This window comes from Ruegeria sp. YS9, assembly GCF_024628725.1.
Lineage (GTDB): Bacteria > Pseudomonadota > Alphaproteobacteria > Rhodobacterales > Rhodobacteraceae > Ruegeria > Ruegeria atlantica_C.
Window position 1 is genome coordinate 3,171,503 of sequence record NZ_CP102409.1, and the last position, 14,597, is coordinate 3,186,099.

General features: G+C 58.8%; 15 protein-coding genes. 11 read left to right on the plus strand and 4 right to left on the minus strand.

The window, feature by feature from the left end:
- Nucleotides 1–39 precede the first annotated feature (39 nt).
- Nucleotides 40–135 (minus strand): isopropylmalate isomerase, encoded by a 96-nt coding sequence (locus NOR97_RS15990; protein ID WP_224857982.1) that lies wholly within the window; start codon nucleotides 133–135, stop codon nucleotides 40–42.
- A gap of 115 nt (nucleotides 136–250) precedes the next feature.
- Here NOR97_RS15990 and NOR97_RS15995 point away from each other — a divergent pair, with 115 nt between their 5' ends.
- The 4 genes from NOR97_RS15995 (at nucleotide 251) to NOR97_RS16010 (ending at nucleotide 3,129) form a co-directional block, all read left to right on the plus strand.
- Entirely contained in the window at nucleotides 251–1,603 is a 1,353-nt protein-coding gene (locus tag NOR97_RS15995; RefSeq protein WP_257599795.1) for a mechanosensitive ion channel family protein, read from the plus strand.
- Between the two features lie 164 nt (nucleotides 1,604–1,767).
- Nucleotides 1,768–2,127 (plus strand): ribosome silencing factor, encoded by a 360-nt coding sequence (gene rsfS, locus NOR97_RS16000; protein ID WP_217358180.1) that lies wholly within the window; start codon nucleotides 1,768–1,770, stop codon nucleotides 2,125–2,127.
- 44 nt (nucleotides 2,128–2,171) lie between these two features.
- Nucleotides 2,172–2,642 (plus strand): 23S rRNA (pseudouridine(1915)-N(3))-methyltransferase RlmH, encoded by a 471-nt coding sequence (gene rlmH / locus NOR97_RS16005; RefSeq protein WP_257599796.1) that lies wholly within the window; start codon nucleotides 2,172–2,174, stop codon nucleotides 2,640–2,642.
- A 1-nt stretch (nucleotide 2,643) separates the two neighbouring features.
- The gene (locus NOR97_RS16010) at nucleotides 2,644–3,129 is read left to right on the plus strand and encodes a flavodoxin family protein (protein WP_257599797.1); all 486 of its coding nucleotides are present in this window, start codon (nucleotides 2,644–2,646) and stop codon (nucleotides 3,127–3,129) included.
- A gap of 3 nt (nucleotides 3,130–3,132) precedes the next feature.
- On the opposite strand, the gene NOR97_RS16015 is transcribed toward NOR97_RS16010, so the two are convergent.
- Entirely contained in the window at nucleotides 3,133–3,480 is a 348-nt protein-coding gene (locus NOR97_RS16015) for a hypothetical protein (RefSeq protein ID WP_257599798.1), read from the minus strand.
- A 35-nt stretch (nucleotides 3,481–3,515) separates the two neighbouring features.
- Nucleotides 3,516–4,226: a DUF599 domain-containing protein gene (locus NOR97_RS16020; protein ID WP_170345722.1), complete on the minus strand. Its 711-nt coding sequence runs from the start codon at nucleotides 4,224–4,226 to the stop codon at nucleotides 3,516–3,518.
- Nucleotides 4,227–4,305: 79 nt separating this feature from the next.
- On the opposite strand from NOR97_RS16020, the gene NOR97_RS16025 reads away from it, so the two are divergent.
- The 7 genes from NOR97_RS16025 (at nucleotide 4,306) to NOR97_RS16055 (ending at nucleotide 12,897) form a co-directional block, all read left to right on the plus strand.
- Entirely contained in the window at nucleotides 4,306–5,745 is a 1,440-nt protein-coding gene (locus NOR97_RS16025) for an FAD-linked oxidase C-terminal domain-containing protein (RefSeq protein ID WP_257599799.1), read from the plus strand.
- A gap of 49 nt (nucleotides 5,746–5,794) precedes the next feature.
- A complete protein-coding gene (gene glcE, locus NOR97_RS16030) occupies nucleotides 5,795–6,895 on the plus strand; it encodes a glycolate oxidase subunit GlcE (RefSeq protein ID WP_257599800.1) in 1,101 nt (366 codons plus the stop codon).
- A 4-nt stretch (nucleotides 6,896–6,899) separates the two neighbouring features.
- A complete protein-coding gene (glcF, locus tag NOR97_RS16035; RefSeq protein WP_257599801.1) occupies nucleotides 6,900–8,213 on the plus strand; it encodes a glycolate oxidase subunit GlcF in 1,314 nt (437 codons plus the stop codon).
- A gap of 119 nt (nucleotides 8,214–8,332) precedes the next feature.
- Entirely contained in the window at nucleotides 8,333–9,124 is a 792-nt protein-coding gene (locus tag NOR97_RS16040; RefSeq protein ID WP_170345718.1) for a serine protease, read from the plus strand.
- Entirely contained in the window at nucleotides 9,121–9,936 is an 816-nt protein-coding gene (locus tag NOR97_RS16045) for a serine protease (protein WP_257599802.1), read from the plus strand. Before NOR97_RS16040 ends, NOR97_RS16045 begins: the two co-directional genes overlap by 4 nt.
- A 123-nt stretch (nucleotides 9,937–10,059) precedes the next feature.
- A complete protein-coding gene (locus NOR97_RS16050; RefSeq protein ID WP_170345716.1) occupies nucleotides 10,060–10,527 on the plus strand; it encodes an Hsp20 family protein in 468 nt (155 codons plus the stop codon).
- A 144-nt stretch (nucleotides 10,528–10,671) separates the two neighbouring features.
- Nucleotides 10,672–12,897 (plus strand): tetratricopeptide repeat protein, encoded by a 2,226-nt coding sequence (locus NOR97_RS16055; RefSeq protein ID WP_257599803.1) that lies wholly within the window; start codon nucleotides 10,672–10,674, stop codon nucleotides 12,895–12,897.
- Between the two features lie 111 nt (nucleotides 12,898–13,008).
- Here NOR97_RS16055 and NOR97_RS16060 read toward each other — a convergent pair whose 3' ends face one another.
- Nucleotides 13,009–14,484: an NAD-dependent succinate-semialdehyde dehydrogenase gene (locus NOR97_RS16060; protein WP_257599804.1), complete on the minus strand. Its 1,476-nt coding sequence runs from the start codon at nucleotides 14,482–14,484 to the stop codon at nucleotides 13,009–13,011.
- Nucleotides 14,485–14,597: the final 113 nt, after the last annotated feature.

Here is a 14,597-nt window from a genome sequence, read left to right on the forward strand (position 1 = left end):
CCTCTCCCGTGTGTAATGAGAAATGGCTGGCGAGTTGGCTCAGGCGACGGGTAGGCGTGCCAGGACCGTGCGGGCAGCCCCAAAGAACCGTTCGCGCAGACGCGCGCGGTCTTCCAGATTCTGTTCTTGGGCCACATTGAGTCTCATGCGGTCCAGATATACTGCGCCCTTGCTGCAATCAAGGTTCAAAACCGGTGTCAGGCTTGCAACGCCCGGCGTTGCTGTCCAAGCTGCGGTGCAGGAGGCGCGCATGAACCAAGATCTGATCCCCGGCTCACTGTCTGACCTTTACAACAACATGGTCGCGGGGTTCTCTTCGGAATTTCAGGAACTGATCGAGTTGGTGATTACGCCGGGCTGGCGGCAGTATCAGTTGATCATCATCCTTTTCCTTTGGGCGCTGGCTTTCCTTCTGAAAACTCTGACACAGCCGCGATGGGATGCCTGGACGCGTGCCCGCACCGGATGGCCGAAATGGCGGCTTCGCATCATGGTGCAGATGATGCAGCGGCTGACACTGGTCTATTTCGTGCTGCTGTCCTGGTTCCTGTATCAGGTTATGCAGCATGTCACCTGGCCTTCGCGCAGTTACCTCATTGGGATCATTGCAACTCTGGCAACTGCGTGGCTGGCTATCGCATTGGTCGCGAGGCTTGTCCGCAACCGGACGCTGCGCCGGATATTCAAGTGGGCAATGTGGGTCTATGCAACGCTTGTTGCGTTGAATCTGACGGATGACGTGGCCGAATTCCTCGATGGGGTCGCGATTTCCGTCGGGGACCTGCACATTTCTGTGCTGGGCATTCTCAAGGCCATCCTGCTGATCGGAGTCCTGTTGACGCTGGCCCGCATCGGCACCCGCGCGGCCGAGCGTGGCTTGCAGAGCAATGACGACATCACCCCGTCCATGCAGGTGTTGTTGGCCAAGGGAATTCAGGTGCTGCTGTACGGTGCGGTCTTTCTGGCCGCGATCCGCACGCTGGGCTTCGATCTGACCGGCATAGCGCTGCTGTCGGGCGCAATCGGAGTGGGCATCGGGTTCGGCCTTCAAAAAGTGGTGTCGAACCTGATCTCGGGGATCATCATCCTGATGGACCGGTCGATCAAGCCGGGCGACGTGATCTCGCTGGGTGACACGTTCGGTTGGATCAACGCGCTGGGCGCACGCTATGTCTCGGTCGTCACGCGGGACGGGCGGGAATACCTGATCCCGAACGAGGACCTGATTACCAACCAGGTGGTCAACTGGTCGCATTCCGACAAATTCGTACGGTTGGATCTGGATTTCGGCACCAGCTATGAGGATGATCCCCACAAAGTGCGTGCAACGGCGATCCGGGCTGTAAAGGCGGTGACCCGCGTGCTGAGTGGCGGAAAACATGAACCGGTTTGCCATATCACCGGCTTTGGTGACAGCAGCGTGGATTACGTTCTGCGGTTCTGGATCAGCGATCCGACCAAGGGGCTGACCAATATTAGGGGTAATGTCTATCTTGCGCTATGGGATGCGTTTCAGGACGAAGGCATCTCGATCCCCTTCCCGCAGCGCGAGGTTCGGATTTTGCCCGAAAACGCAAACATGCAACAAATCGCAGAAGAGTGATCACCTGTGGACGGGGCCGGACGCGCTTTCATTGAAATGTTGCATTCCCCTTGTTACCTTATTAGTACCCCGGCGCCGGGGTTTGGCGGCGCGCAGCAAAGGAGGACTATGTCCTGTCTCTACATACACAGGCGGGTTTGCCCGCCGAAGACGGGGCCGGTGTAATGGCCCGCTCTCAGTCAATCAGCGACAAGCTGCTTGAGCGTATCCTTTCCTCACTTTCCGATGACAAGGCCGAAGACGTCGTGCAGATCAACCTGCAAGGCAAGTCGTCTGTCGCGGATCACATGGTGATTGCTTCGGGTCGGTCGACCCGTCAGGTCTCGGCCATGGCGGAAAAACTGACGGATCGCATCAAGCAGGAATTCGGTTTCACCTCGAAGGTCGAAGGCAAGGATGCCGGCGACTGGGTGCTGATCGATACGGGCGACGTGATCGTCCATATCTTCCGCCCCGAAGTGCGCGAATTCTACCAGCTGGAAAAGATGTGGCTGCCTCAGGGCGGCAGCGCCTCGGCGAACTGAGGCGCCATCCCGGCCCGTATTGAGGGGCCGGAGGCGAGAGAGATATGCGTATCAGCATAGTTGCGGTCGGGCGATTGCGCGCCGGACCGGAGAAATCCCTGCTTGATGATTACCTGACCCGCTTTGACCGGACCGGCCGTGGCCTGGGTCTTGGTCCTGCGAAGGTGATCGAGGTTGAAGACAAGAAAAACGCAGGCATGGGGGCCGAAGCCGCGTTGCTGCGCAAGGCGCTGCCCAAGGGCGCGGTGATCTGTACGCTGGACGAGCGCGGGCGCGTGATGTCTTCGCCCGATTTTGCCAGGAAACTGGGTGGTTGGCGCGATGCGGGGCGGCAGGATCTGGCGCTGATCATCGGCGGGGCCGACGGAATAGACCCTGCTTTGCGGGCAGAAGCCGACTTTTCCCTCTCGTTCGGGTCGATGGTCTGGCCTCATATGCTGGTCCGTGTGATGCTGGCCGAGCAACTGTATCGGGCCGCGACCATTCTGTCGGGCGGTCCCTATCACCGGGTCTGACATGGCGCAGCTTCTGATCGTTTACCACTCGCGCACTGGCGGTGCCCGGCAGATGGCCGAAGCGGCGGCTGAAGCAGCGCGGGGTGAGGCGAACACGAAACTCGTTCCCGCGGATCAGGCCGGGCCTGTAGATGTACTGGCCGCCGACGGCTACATCTTCTGCGCGCCAGAAAATCTGGCGGCGATTTCGGGCCTGATGAAGGAGTTTTTCGACCGCTGCTATTACCCGGTGCTGGGAAAGATCGAAGGTCGCCCTTATGCGCAGATGATTTGCGCCGGATCGGACGGACAGAATGCCGCCCGCCAGATTGCCCGGATTGCCACTGGCTGGCGGTTGAAAGAGGTTCAGCCTCCGTTGATCATCTGCACCCAAGCACAAACGCCCGAGGCCATTTTGGCCCGGAAAGCCATTCCGGAAGATGAACTGGATCGGTGTCGCGAGATCGGTTCCGCGCTGGCTGCGGGTCTTGCCATGGGGATATTCTGAAGGTCAGTCCAATTTGACCAATGTGGTGTCTTCATTCCAGCCATCCACATTGCACTGCGCCTGAATCTGCACCTGCGAAACGCTTTCCGGAATGACCACGCCACCAAGTGAGCGGGTAAAAGGCTGCTCGGTCTCATGCGGATGGTGCAGCACCCGCATTCCCAGCTCATTCCCGTCCATGTCCAAAACGCGCCAGCCGTCGGCGTAATGATCCCAGCCTGTATCGGGATGCCGGATCGTCACGTCGAACCGCCATGTGTCACCTGTGGCACTGGCGCGGACCTGCTCGACTGTCGGCGGGTCGGCAAGGGCAGGGGCAGCCAGAAGGGCACTGAGAATCACATATCGCATGGATCGAACGTACGGTTTAACGCGGCGCATGGGGATCACGTCTCTGTGTTTGAGGTTTGGGCCATGAGGATCGCGCGGGACTGCGATGCAAATTCGCGGCGATACAGGACACCGAATGTGATCATCGTGCCCAACACCAATGCCATCGGCCCAAGAAACCATGCCAGCGAAGCAAGGGCGAAATAGGTGGCGCGGAGACCACGGTTGAAGCTTCGGGCGGCGGTCACGCAGATCTCGGCCGCCTGACCGGCCCGAGGATAGGCGTTCGGGTCTTCGGGGTCGTTGGGGACCGAGGCCATCAACACGGCGCAGTAGCCAAAAAGACGATGTGCCCAGACGTATTTCAGAAAAGCATTGGCCAGCAGCAGGACGACGACAAGTATCTTGATTTCCCAGACCATCGCCGGAGCGCTGCCGATGGCAAGATCCGTAGCCACCCCGGCCAATCGCTCGGTATTGCCCAACAGGGCCAGGCCACCCCCGATGGCAATCATCGTGGTTGAGGCGAAAAAGGTACTGCCTTGACGCATGGCGGCCACGACCTGAGCGTCGAACATGCGTGGCTGGCGTGTGACCATTTCGTGCATCCAGCCGCGGCGGTAGCCGTCCATCACAAGGGCGACGGACGGCTTTTGTGGTGACGGGTGTTCGATCTTCCATCCGATCCACAGCCACGCACCCAGCAATATTGCCATGGCAGCATAATCCAGAGGGGAAAACAGGGCGGCACGTTCGATCCAGGTCATGGCGCGACAGTACGACCGGAGATCGGAACTTGCCAGTGCGGTAAATTGGTAATATTATTTTACCAAAGGGAGGGACGCCATGGAAATGCCAAAGCCAAGCCCGGACGTACTGAACCGGAAAGGCGCGATCGTTTCGCGGCTGTCGCGGGTTCTGCCAGATACGGCAATTATCCATGATCCGGTTGAAACCCGAGCCTATGAATGCGATGCCCTGACGGCTTACAAATGCCCTCCGATGCTGGCCGTGCTGCCGTCGAGCACGCAGGAAGTCTCGGACGTTTTGCGCATTTGCCATGAAGAAGGCGTGCCGGTCGTGCCGCGCGGTGCGGGTACGTCGCTGGCCGGCGGGGCGTTGCCGACGGCCGATTGCGTCATTCTGGGCGTCGCGCGGATGAATGAGGTGCTGGAAGTTGACTACGACAACCGTTTCATCAGGGTGCAGACGGGGCGTACAAATCTGAGCGTCACCGGTGCGGTCGAGGAAGAAGACTTCTTCTATGCGCCGGATCCGTCTTCGCAACTGGCCTGTGCCATCGCCGGCAATATCGCGATGAATTCAGGTGGTGCCCATTGCCTGAAATATGGTGTGACAACGAACAACCTTCTGGGCGTGACCATGGTGATGATGGATGGCAGTGTCGTCGAGATCGGCGGCGCGCATCTGGATGCGCCCGGGCTGGACCTGTTGGGCGTCATTTGCGGCTCGGAAGGTCAGTTGGGCGTGGTGACCGAAGCGACACTGCGCGTTCTGCGCAGACCCGAAGGCGCCCGGCCGGTTCTGATGGGGTTCGACGACAACGAAGTGGCGGGCCGGTGTGTCTCGGACATTATCAAATCGGGTATTCTGCCGGTTGCGATCGAGTTCATGGACACGCTGTGCATAAAAGCATGCGAAAACTTTGCGCATGCCGGATACCCCGACTGCCATGCGCTGTTGATTGTCGAAGTGGAAGGGTCGGAAGCGGAAATCGACCATCAACTATCGAAAATCATCGAGATCGCCAAACGCCACAACCCGGTCGAACTGCGAGAAAGCCAGTCGGCCGAAGAAAGCGCAAAAATCTGGCTTGGTCGGAAATCGGCCTTCGGCGCCATGGGGCAGTTGAACGATTACATGTGCCTGGACGGTACGATCCCGGTGTCGGCCCTGCCGACGGTGCTGCGCCGCATCGGCGAATTGAGTGAAGAATTCGGTCTGCCTGTCGGGAACGTTTTTCACGCAGGTGACGGGAACATGCATCCGCTGATCCTTTTCGATGCCAACAAACCGGGTGATCTGGAAAAATGCGAGGCATTTGGGGCCGAAATTCTGAAACTATGCGTGGACGAAGGCGGTTGTCTGACCGGTGAGCATGGCGTGGGCATCGAGAAGAGGGATCTCATGTCGCATCAATATGCCCCTGTCGATCTTGAGGCGCAGATGGCGGTCAAAGATGTGTTCGACCCCAAGTGGCTGCTGAATCCTGCGAAAGTTTTCCCTTTGGATGTGTCTCGGGCGCGGCGCATTGCGGCGGAGTAAGGGGGCTCTGCCCCCTTGCCCCCGGAGTATTTTGGAAAAGATGAAGCAAATGAGACCTGAGACGGAAGCTGAATTGGCCGAACTGGTGGCCGGGCTGAGCGGTCCGGTGCGGATTGCCGGAGGTGGTACGCGCGGTGTGACCGGGAGGGAGCCCGAACTGAAGGTATCCGGGCTGAGCGGTATTACCCTCTATGAACCCGGGGCGCTGACACTTGTGGCAAAGGCGGGTACACCGCTGGCTGAGATTGAGGCGGCGTTGGATGGGGAAGGGCAAAAACTGGCCTTTGAACCGATGGATCACCGGGGTTTGCTGGAGACTCGGGGTGAGCCGACGATTGGCGGTGTTGTGGCGGCCAACATCTCGGGCCCGCGGCGGATTCAGGCCGGGGCGTGCCGGGATTATCTTTTAGGAGTGCGCTTCGTCGACGGGCGCGGGCAGGTGATCAGGAACGGCGGGCGGGTGATGAAGAACGTCACCGGCTACGATCTGGTCAAGCTGATGGGTGGGTCTTGGGGCACTTTGGGCGTTCTGACCGAGGTGTCGTTGAAGGTGCTGCCCAAGCCGGAGCGAAGTTCAACCCTTTCCGTTGCAGTCTCAGACATCGGCGTTGCTGTGCGGGTTCTTTCGGCAGCACTGAAATCTCCATTTGAGGTGACGGGCGCGGCATATGACCCAAATCTTCAAAAAGCCTTGATTAGGGTCGAAGGTTTTGTGGATTCGGTTGCATATCGGACAAGCAGATTGACAGCTGAGTTGGAAGGTTTTGGGGACGTTGCTGAGGAAAGCAAGTCCGACGCGCTTTGGGCTGGAATACGTGACGTTCACCCATTTCAGGGCAAGGAGGGGGACGTCTGGAGGCTTTCGGTAAAACCGGGTGACGCGGCGGAGATTTCGGCGCGCGCCGAAGCGGATCAAGCGCTGTTTGACTGGGGCGGTGGTCTTGTCTGGCTGCGGGTCCCGGCCGGCACGGATGTGCGTGCCCGGCTTGGTGCGTTTTCAGGTCATGCCACTTTGGTACGATCCGACTGCGAAACAATCAGAAAACTGGGGCGATTTCATCCGGAACCCACATCAATATCGGCTCTGACAAAGGGCTTGCGTGCGAAATTTGATCCGCGCGGTTTGTTCAACCCAGGACTGATGGGATAGGGCGATGCAGACAAAATTCACGGAAAAGCAATTGCAAGACCCGGCAATCCAGCGCTCGAACGAGATTCTGCGCAACTGCGTCCATTGCGGATTTTGCACGGCCACGTGCCCGACATATCAGGTGCTGGGAGATGAGCTCGACAGTCCGCGTGGGCGCATCTACCTGATCAAGGACATGCTGGAAAACGAGCGTGTGCCCGACGAAAAGACGGTAAAGCACATCGACCGCTGCCTGTCCTGTCTGGCCTGCATGACCACCTGCCCGTCAGGCGTGCACTATATGCATCTGGTCGATCATGCGCGCGAATACATCGAGGCCAACTACAAGCGCCCGCTGACGGATCGTGCGTTGCGTTTGGTTCTGGCGCAGATCCTGCCCTATCCCATGCGATTCCGTTGGGCCCTGATCGGGGCCAGGCTGGGCCGCCCTTTCCGGTTCCTGATGCCTGATGCCCGGCTGCGCGCGATGTTGGACATGGCGCCCAAGCATATCCCGCCTGTCAGCCGCAACGATGATCCGCAGAGTTTTGCGCCCGGCGGCGAACGAAAAATGCGGGTGGCGCTGATGACGGGCTGCGCGCAAAGGGCGCTGAACACCGATATCAATGACGCCACGATCCGCCTGCTGACTCGATTGGGGTGCGAGGTCGTGATCGCCGATGGTGCCGGGTGTTGCGGAGCTTTGACCCATCACATGGGCAAGGTGCAAGACAGTCATATGGCGGCAAAAGCCAATATCAGAGCCTGGAAACGGGAAATGGACGGTGATGGGTTGGACGCCATAGTCATCAATACCTCCGGCTGTGGCACCACCGTGAAAGATTACGGACACATGTTTCGCAATGACCCGCTAGCCGAAGATGCGGCGCGTGTGTCTGCAATCGCCATGGATATCAGTGAACTTCTGATCAAGTTGGATCTGCCGACGGGGGAAAACCAAAACCTGACCGTCGCCTACCATGCGGCCTGCTCATTGCAGCATGGGCAGAAGATCAAATCCTATCCCAAAGATTTGCTGAAACACGCGGGTTTCTCGGTTGTCGAACCCGCCGACAGTCATTTGTGCTGCGGTAGCGCGGGAACGTACAACCTGATGCAGCCGGAAATATCGGGCCAGTTGAAACAGCGAAAAGTCAGAACACTTGAGGCGAAAAAGCCTGATATCATTGCCGCCGGCAATATCGGGTGCATGATGCAGATCGGTTCTGCTACGCAACTGCCGATTGTTCATACGGTAGAGTTGCTGGACTGGGCGACGGGCGGGCCAAAGCCACCGGCCTTGCACAGAGCAGGGAACGCCGTTCCCGTCCTGCGGTGAATCGTGCTGATGCCAGCGCGCATCATTTTCCAGGGAAATTCCTTTGGTGCCTGACCGCCCTATTTTCGCCCAACGCGGCACGTAGGACAAAAGCTTCGAAGTGAGTCTCGGAGAACCGCGTGCGCAACTGGATCAAGGCGATCGTGCTCTGTGTCTTGCCATTGGCGGCCACGGCGCAGGACACCGGGCTGGAAAGCCTGGATACGTCGGATTCCGGGCGCGAGTGGATGGCTGTCGGGCGGTTGGATATCGCCGGGGCAGGGTTTTGCACCGGAACGCTGGTGTCGCCGACGCTTGTACTGACTGCGGCGCATTGTCTGTTCGACAAGAGATCCGGTCAACGGATCAACCCCGCGGATATCGAGTTTCTGGCCGGGTGGCGTTTGGGACGTGCGTTGGCCTATCGGACCGCGCGCCAGGCTGTGATCCATCCGGATTACCAATATGGCGTCGATTCAACGGCCGACCGGGTAAGCGCGGACGTGGCCTTGATCGAGCTGTGGCAGCCGATCCGCAATACAGCCGTCATTCCATTTGAGTCGGGCGATCAGCCCAAACGTGGCGCTGAAGTCGGCGTCGTGTCTTATGCGCATGACCGGTCAGAAGCTCCGTCTCTGCAACAGGTCTGCTCGGTCATGAACCGGCAGGCCGGCGTTTTGGTCATGTCTTGTGATGTTGATTTCGGGTCTTCGGGGGCACCGGTTTTTTCCTTCGCGGGCGCGCGCCCTCAGATCGTATCGGTGGTAGCGGCCAAGGCCAGCATGGACGGCCAGAGTGTTGCAATCGGAACCGCGGTTGAGCATTCGCTGCAATTGCTGCGTGACGAACTTTCTGCGGGGCGGGGATTTGGGCTTTCCTCGTCCGGATCGGGAGCGAACAAGAACATAGGCGCAAGGTTCATTCGACCATGATGAGAGTCTTCTGGAGCCTGTTATTGGGCCTGAGCGTCCTGGCGACAGCACCGCATGCGCAATCCAACAAGCGTATGCTGACTGACCGAGAGGATCTTTTGGGTTGGGAGGCTGTCGGACGGCTGGATGTCCGCGACGCCTCGTATTGCACCGGCACGTTGATCGCGCAGGACATGGTACTGACCGCGGCCCATTGTGCGGTGGATCGTCGTACCGGGAAGACTTACGTGCCCGAAGACATCACGTTTCGTGCAGGCCTCAGCAACGGCAACGCCTTGGCCGAACGTCAGGTCACGCAAATCGCGGTTCATCCCAGCTATGGTTCGCAGAACCCGCTTTCGCACGAAGGTGTTCAGTTGGACGTCGCACTGATGCGACTGAATGAGCCTATCCCGTATTCGGTCGCCGACCCCTTTGCGCTGCACAGCGGCCGTGTTCCGGGCAACGAGATCAGCATTGCCTCGTATGGGCGGGGCCGGTCCGAGGCGATCACCCGAGAACGGTCGTGCCGTATCATCGACCGCAGGCAGGGGCTGATCACCTTTGATTGCGACATTACGTTCGGGTCTTCGGGGTCTGCAATTCTGGCGAAAAACGGTGCGCGCTGGCAGATCCTGTCCGTGGTTTCGGCGGTAGGGACAAACGGCCGCAGAAAGGTGGGGTTTGGTATGGAGCTTGGCGGGATAGTCGCAGAACTCAAGGCCATCATGCGGCGCGACGCACCTCGGCCCAAGGCGTCGATCCGACGGTTGCAGGTCGGGTCCGGCAAGTCAGAATCCGGTGCCAAATTCATCCGTTCCGGCGGGGGTTGAACTCGGCGAAATCGCTACCCATGTGATGAGTATCGGACCGCCTGAACGGGGTCCGGTGTTTGATATTGCCCGTCCGATGCGAGGGCACTGATCACAAATCGCTCAAGAATGAGGATATGACACATGCGTACGTTTGATTTTGCACCGCTGCACCGCGCCACCATTGGCTTTGACCAGATCGCCGACATGATGGATCGCGTTCTGACCAACGATGGCGCCCAGCCCAGCTATCCACCTTACAACATCGAAAAAACCGATGTCGACACCTACCGAATTTCGGTGGCCGTTGCCGGTTTTTCGGAAAACGACCTGACCGTAGAAGTGAAAGAGAATTCACTTGTCGTGTCAGGCAAGAAAGCCGCTGAAGACAAAGAGCGCACCTATCTGCACCGTGGCATCGCCACCCGCGCGTTCGAGCGTCGGTTTGCCCTGGCGGATCATGTCCGCGTCACCGGTGCGAGCCACGAAAACGGTATGCTGAACATCGAACTGAAGCGCGAGGTTCCAGAGGCCCTGAAACCGCGCCGGATCGAGATCACCTCGGCCAAAGCCATCGAAAAGGATGTGGTGGACGCCAAAGCCGTGAACTGAGGCTTCTGACTATCCCGCGGCAGTCCACTCCTCCCGGGCTGCCGCATCACACGCCCCGCGTTCCTCCAGACGCGGGGCGTTGTGTTTTGGGCATGCGCGAAAATTGGTTCCCAGCAAATTATCCGCCTGATAGTCTTGGGTATTATGGAAAGCCGACCAAAACGTCGACTAGCAGCTATCCTGGCAGCCGACATCGCCGGCTACTCAAGATTGGTTGGTCTGGACGAAGAAGGTACCATCGCAAGACTTCGCCTGATCCGCAGCGAAGTCATAGAGCCGGCGATCGCCCGGCATTCAGGACGTATCGCGAACACTGCTGGAGACAGCTTTGTGATCGAATTTCGCAGCGCCGTCGATGCGGTTCATGCCGCCGTGGAAATTCAGGCCGAGCTTGCAAAGAGAAATGCGGGAACCGATCAGGATAGCGTCATAACGCTTCGGATCGGACTGAATGTCGGCGATGTGGTTTCGAACGGGGATGACATCCTTGGCGACGGCGTGAACGTTGCCGCGCGGCTCGAGGCACTGGCAGATCCCGGTGGTATCATTGTTTCACAATCCATCGTCGATTATGCGCGCAACAAAGTGCCCTATGGTTTTGCCCCGATCGGGCCACAGAACGTCAAGAACATCGCAGACCCGGTTCAGGCCTTTCGCGTGGAAGCGGAAACTTTGCCTTCCCCGCGAAAAAGCCGCACGAAGAGGAAATCCCGCTGGCTGCCACTGTCGGCTCTATTGGTGATGTTGGCGGTCGTTGGGCTTTTTCTGACGAAACCGTGGAAGACCGGCCAATTGCGTGCCTCAGAGGCGCAGATGGTTTACCCCTTGCCGGATCTACCTTCCATCGCAGTGTTGCCGATTGCGAATTACACCGATGGCGCGTCCAAGGACATGCTGATCAACGGTATCTCTGAGGATTTGATCACGGACTTGTCCCGAATATCCGGTTTGTTCGTCATCGCGGGCAACTCATCCTTCGCATACCGCGACAGAAACATAGATATCGCACGTTTTGCCGAAGAGCTGGGGGTTCGATACGTCGTTGACGGCAGCGTGCGACGTGCGGATGAAGATTTCCGGATCAATATTCGCCTGACCGACACATTGAGCGGGCGATTGATCTGGGCGGACAGGTTTGATGGCGCGATTGATGACATCTTTGAAGTGCAGAAAACCATTGTTCTCGCAATTGCTCAGGAGCTGGATCTTCCACTCGACCCTCAAAGCCGGCAGGCCATCGAAAGCGTGGAAACCCAGACCATTGCAGCACGCGAAGCCTTCCAACGCGGGTGGGAGTTGTATTCGCAGTTCAACGAACAGGACAACCTTGCGGCAATTCCCCATTTTGAAAAGGCCGTGGAACTGGACCCGGATTATGGGCGTGCCTGGGCGACGCTTGCCCTGGCGCATTTGCGACCGCACATCTTTCATCATTGGAATGGGTTCGCAGGGTCAGGCGCGCAAATGCACATTGGCCTGTTTTTCAAGTATTACCGGGATGTGATAGAGCAGGACACCGCCCTGGTGCACGTTATCCGGGCTATTGTCAGTCTCAGTCTTCCGGATTGGAACAGTGCCGAAGGGGTAGGCCGGGGGACGGAAGACGCCAGACGAGAAGCGGCGAAAGCCATTGCGCTGCAACCCAGTGACCCCGAGGCGCATCTGACGATGGGATGGGCCTTGATTGCAGCGGGTGAGCCCGAGGAAGGACTGGCCTTTGTGCAGGCCGCGACCCGGCTGGATCCCAATTATCCCAGCCACTACGCGCTGTTTGAAGCGGCGGCTCTGTACGCATTGAATGACCTGACGGGCGCAGCAGATGTGATCGAGAAAGAGTTGAACAGAAACCCTCAGGCAACCGAGCTGATGCCATTTGCAGCCTCGGTTCTGGCCCTGAATGGAGATCGCCGTGCGGGCAGGGCCATCATCGACCGATGGCAAAAGGGCAAGCATGCCGGTGTCATACAGGACGCTGTTCAGAATTACCTTTTTATCATCCACTGGGTTGGAGAAAACCAGCATCTGAACGCCCGGCTGAACGATGGGCTTCGTCTGGCGGCGTTGCCTCCGGAAAAAACCATAGCAAGTCTGAGGGCAGATCTGTCACGGGGGGATGCCAAAGATCAGAGGACGGCAGCCCAATCACTGGCCCTGTTTGGTCCCGAGGCAGAGCCAGCGGTGCCGGAATTGATCGCGCTTCTTGAAAGCCCGTCGGTGTTTGTCCGGAAAGAGGCAGCAATTGCATTGGGGAAAATAGGTGGCGCGGCGTCGTCTGCATTGCCCGCGCTGGAAGCGATGGTGGACGGTTCGTTGCAGGGAAAGTTCGCGGCCCGCGCAATCGAACAAATCCGCGACAAATCCGCAGACTAGCCGTGTCACCGTCGACTGGGCCGCCGCTATACACTTGTTTTTACAACGACGCGATCGCGTTTCCGGATGCGGGGTCTCTGCCCGCCGCAATGGGACAGAGACCGTATTGGATCAGACCGACATGCAGACGTATTTCATCTCCAGATAGTCTTCCATGCCGTGATGGCTGCCTTCGCGGCCCAGACCGGATTGCTTGACGCCGCCGAACGGGCCCAGCTCGGTCGAGATGATGCCGGTGTTCACGCCGACGATGCCGTATTCCAGCGCTTCGGCCACCTTGTAGACGCGGCTCAGGTCCTTGGCATAGAAATACGAGGCCAGACCAAAAATCGTGTCATTGGCCATGGCGATCACGTCGTCTTCGTCTTCGAACTTGAACAGCGGGGCCAGCGGGCCGAAGGTTTCGTCCTGCGCCACCAGCATGTCCTGAGTCACGCCGGTCACGATGGTTGGCTGGAAGAACGTACCGCCCAGATCATGGGGCAGGCCGCCTGTCAGAACCGCGCCGCCCTTGTCGGTCACGTCCTTGATATGTTCTTCGACTTTGGCGACCGCGTCGGCATTGATCAGCGGGCCGGTGGTGGTGCCTTCGGTCAAACCGTCGCCGATTTTCAGCGCTTCCACTGCCGCTTTCAGTTTGGCCGCGAACGCGTCATAGACACCGGCCTGCACATAGATTCTGTTCGCGCAGACGCAGGTCTGACCGTTGTTGCGGAACTTGCACAGCATCGCGCCTTCGACGGCGGCATCCAGATCGGCATCGTCGAACACGATGAACGGCGCGTTGCCGCCCAGCTCCATCGAACACTTCATGACCTGATCTGCCGCCTGCCGCAGCAGGATGCGCCCCACTTCGGTCGAGCCGGTAAAGGTCAGCTTGCGCACGCCGGGGTTTTCGCAGAACTCCTTGCCGATCTCACTGGCCCGGGATGAGGGCACCACGTTGAACACACCCGCGGGCACGCCGGCCTGTTCCGCCAGCAGCGCAAGTACCAGCGCCGACAGGGGCGTTTCGGTGGCCGGACGCGCCACAAAGGCGCAGCCGGCGGCCAAAGCCGGGCCTGCCTTGCGGGTGATCATGGCATTGGGAAAATTCCAGGGCGTGATCGAGGCCGCAACGCCGATCGGCTGTTTCATCACCATGATCCGCTTGTCGCGCTGATGGCCGGGAATGGTCTCGCCATAGACACGCTTGGCCTCTTCACCGAAGAACTCGATGAAAGACGCGCCATAGCCGATCTCACCGATGGCCTCTGCCAGGGGCTTGCCCTGTTCAGCGGTCAGGATCTTGCCCAGGTCCTCGGCGTTTTCCATCATCAGATCGAACCAGCGCCGCAGGATGGCTGCACGTTCCTTGCCGGTCAGCTTTGCCCATTCTTTCTGCGCGGCTTCAGCCTGTGCGATTGCTCCGGCGACCTGAGCACGGCTGACGTCTGCCACCTCGGCGACCACATCGCCCCGAGCGGGGTTTGTGACTTTGAACGTGCCATTGTCACCGTCTACCCACTGACCGCCGATATAGGCTTTGGTTACAAGCAATTCGGGGTTCTTCAGAATTGACTTCAGATCGGTCGTTGCGTCCAGCATGATAAGCCTCCGGCGTGAATTGGGTTGCGCGCACCCAATCAGGTGATGTCTCAATTGTCTATGGCCACTCTGGATGTGGAATCAATCCAGATTTGATCAAAAATTTACTTAAC

Bases quoted from the DNA above. Each gene is read 5' to 3' on its own strand.
- NOR97_RS16045 (WP_257599802.1), top strand. From the start codon at position 9,121: ATGATGAGAGTCTTCTGGAGCCTGTTATTGGGCCTGAGCGTCCTGGCG.
- glcF (WP_257599801.1), top strand. From the start codon at position 6,900: ATGCAGACAAAATTCACGGAAAAGCAATTGCAAGACCCGGCAATCCAG.
- rlmH (WP_257599796.1), top strand. From the start codon at position 2,172: ATGCGTATCAGCATAGTTGCGGTCGGGCGATTGCGCGCCGGACCGGAG.
- NOR97_RS16020 (WP_170345722.1), bottom strand. From the start codon at position 4,226: ATGACCTGGATCGAACGTGCCGCCCTGTTTTCCCCTCTGGATTATGCT.
- NOR97_RS16055 (WP_257599803.1), top strand. From the start codon at position 10,672: ATGGAAAGCCGACCAAAACGTCGACTAGCAGCTATCCTGGCAGCCGAC.
- NOR97_RS16050 (WP_170345716.1), top strand. From the start codon at position 10,060: ATGCGTACGTTTGATTTTGCACCGCTGCACCGCGCCACCATTGGCTTT.
- NOR97_RS15995 (WP_257599795.1), top strand. From the start codon at position 251: ATGAACCAAGATCTGATCCCCGGCTCACTGTCTGACCTTTACAACAAC.
- NOR97_RS16010 (WP_257599797.1), top strand. From the start codon at position 2,644: ATGGCGCAGCTTCTGATCGTTTACCACTCGCGCACTGGCGGTGCCCGG.
- NOR97_RS16060 (WP_257599804.1), bottom strand. From the start codon at position 14,484: ATGCTGGACGCAACGACCGATCTGAAGTCAATTCTGAAGAACCCCGAA.
- glcE (WP_257599800.1), top strand. From the start codon at position 5,795: ATGAGACCTGAGACGGAAGCTGAATTGGCCGAACTGGTGGCCGGGCTG.
- NOR97_RS16015 (WP_257599798.1), bottom strand. From the start codon at position 3,480: ATGCGATATGTGATTCTCAGTGCCCTTCTGGCTGCCCCTGCCCTTGCC.
- NOR97_RS16025 (WP_257599799.1), top strand. From the start codon at position 4,306: ATGGAAATGCCAAAGCCAAGCCCGGACGTACTGAACCGGAAAGGCGCG.
- rsfS (WP_217358180.1), top strand. From the start codon at position 1,768: ATGGCCCGCTCTCAGTCAATCAGCGACAAGCTGCTTGAGCGTATCCTT.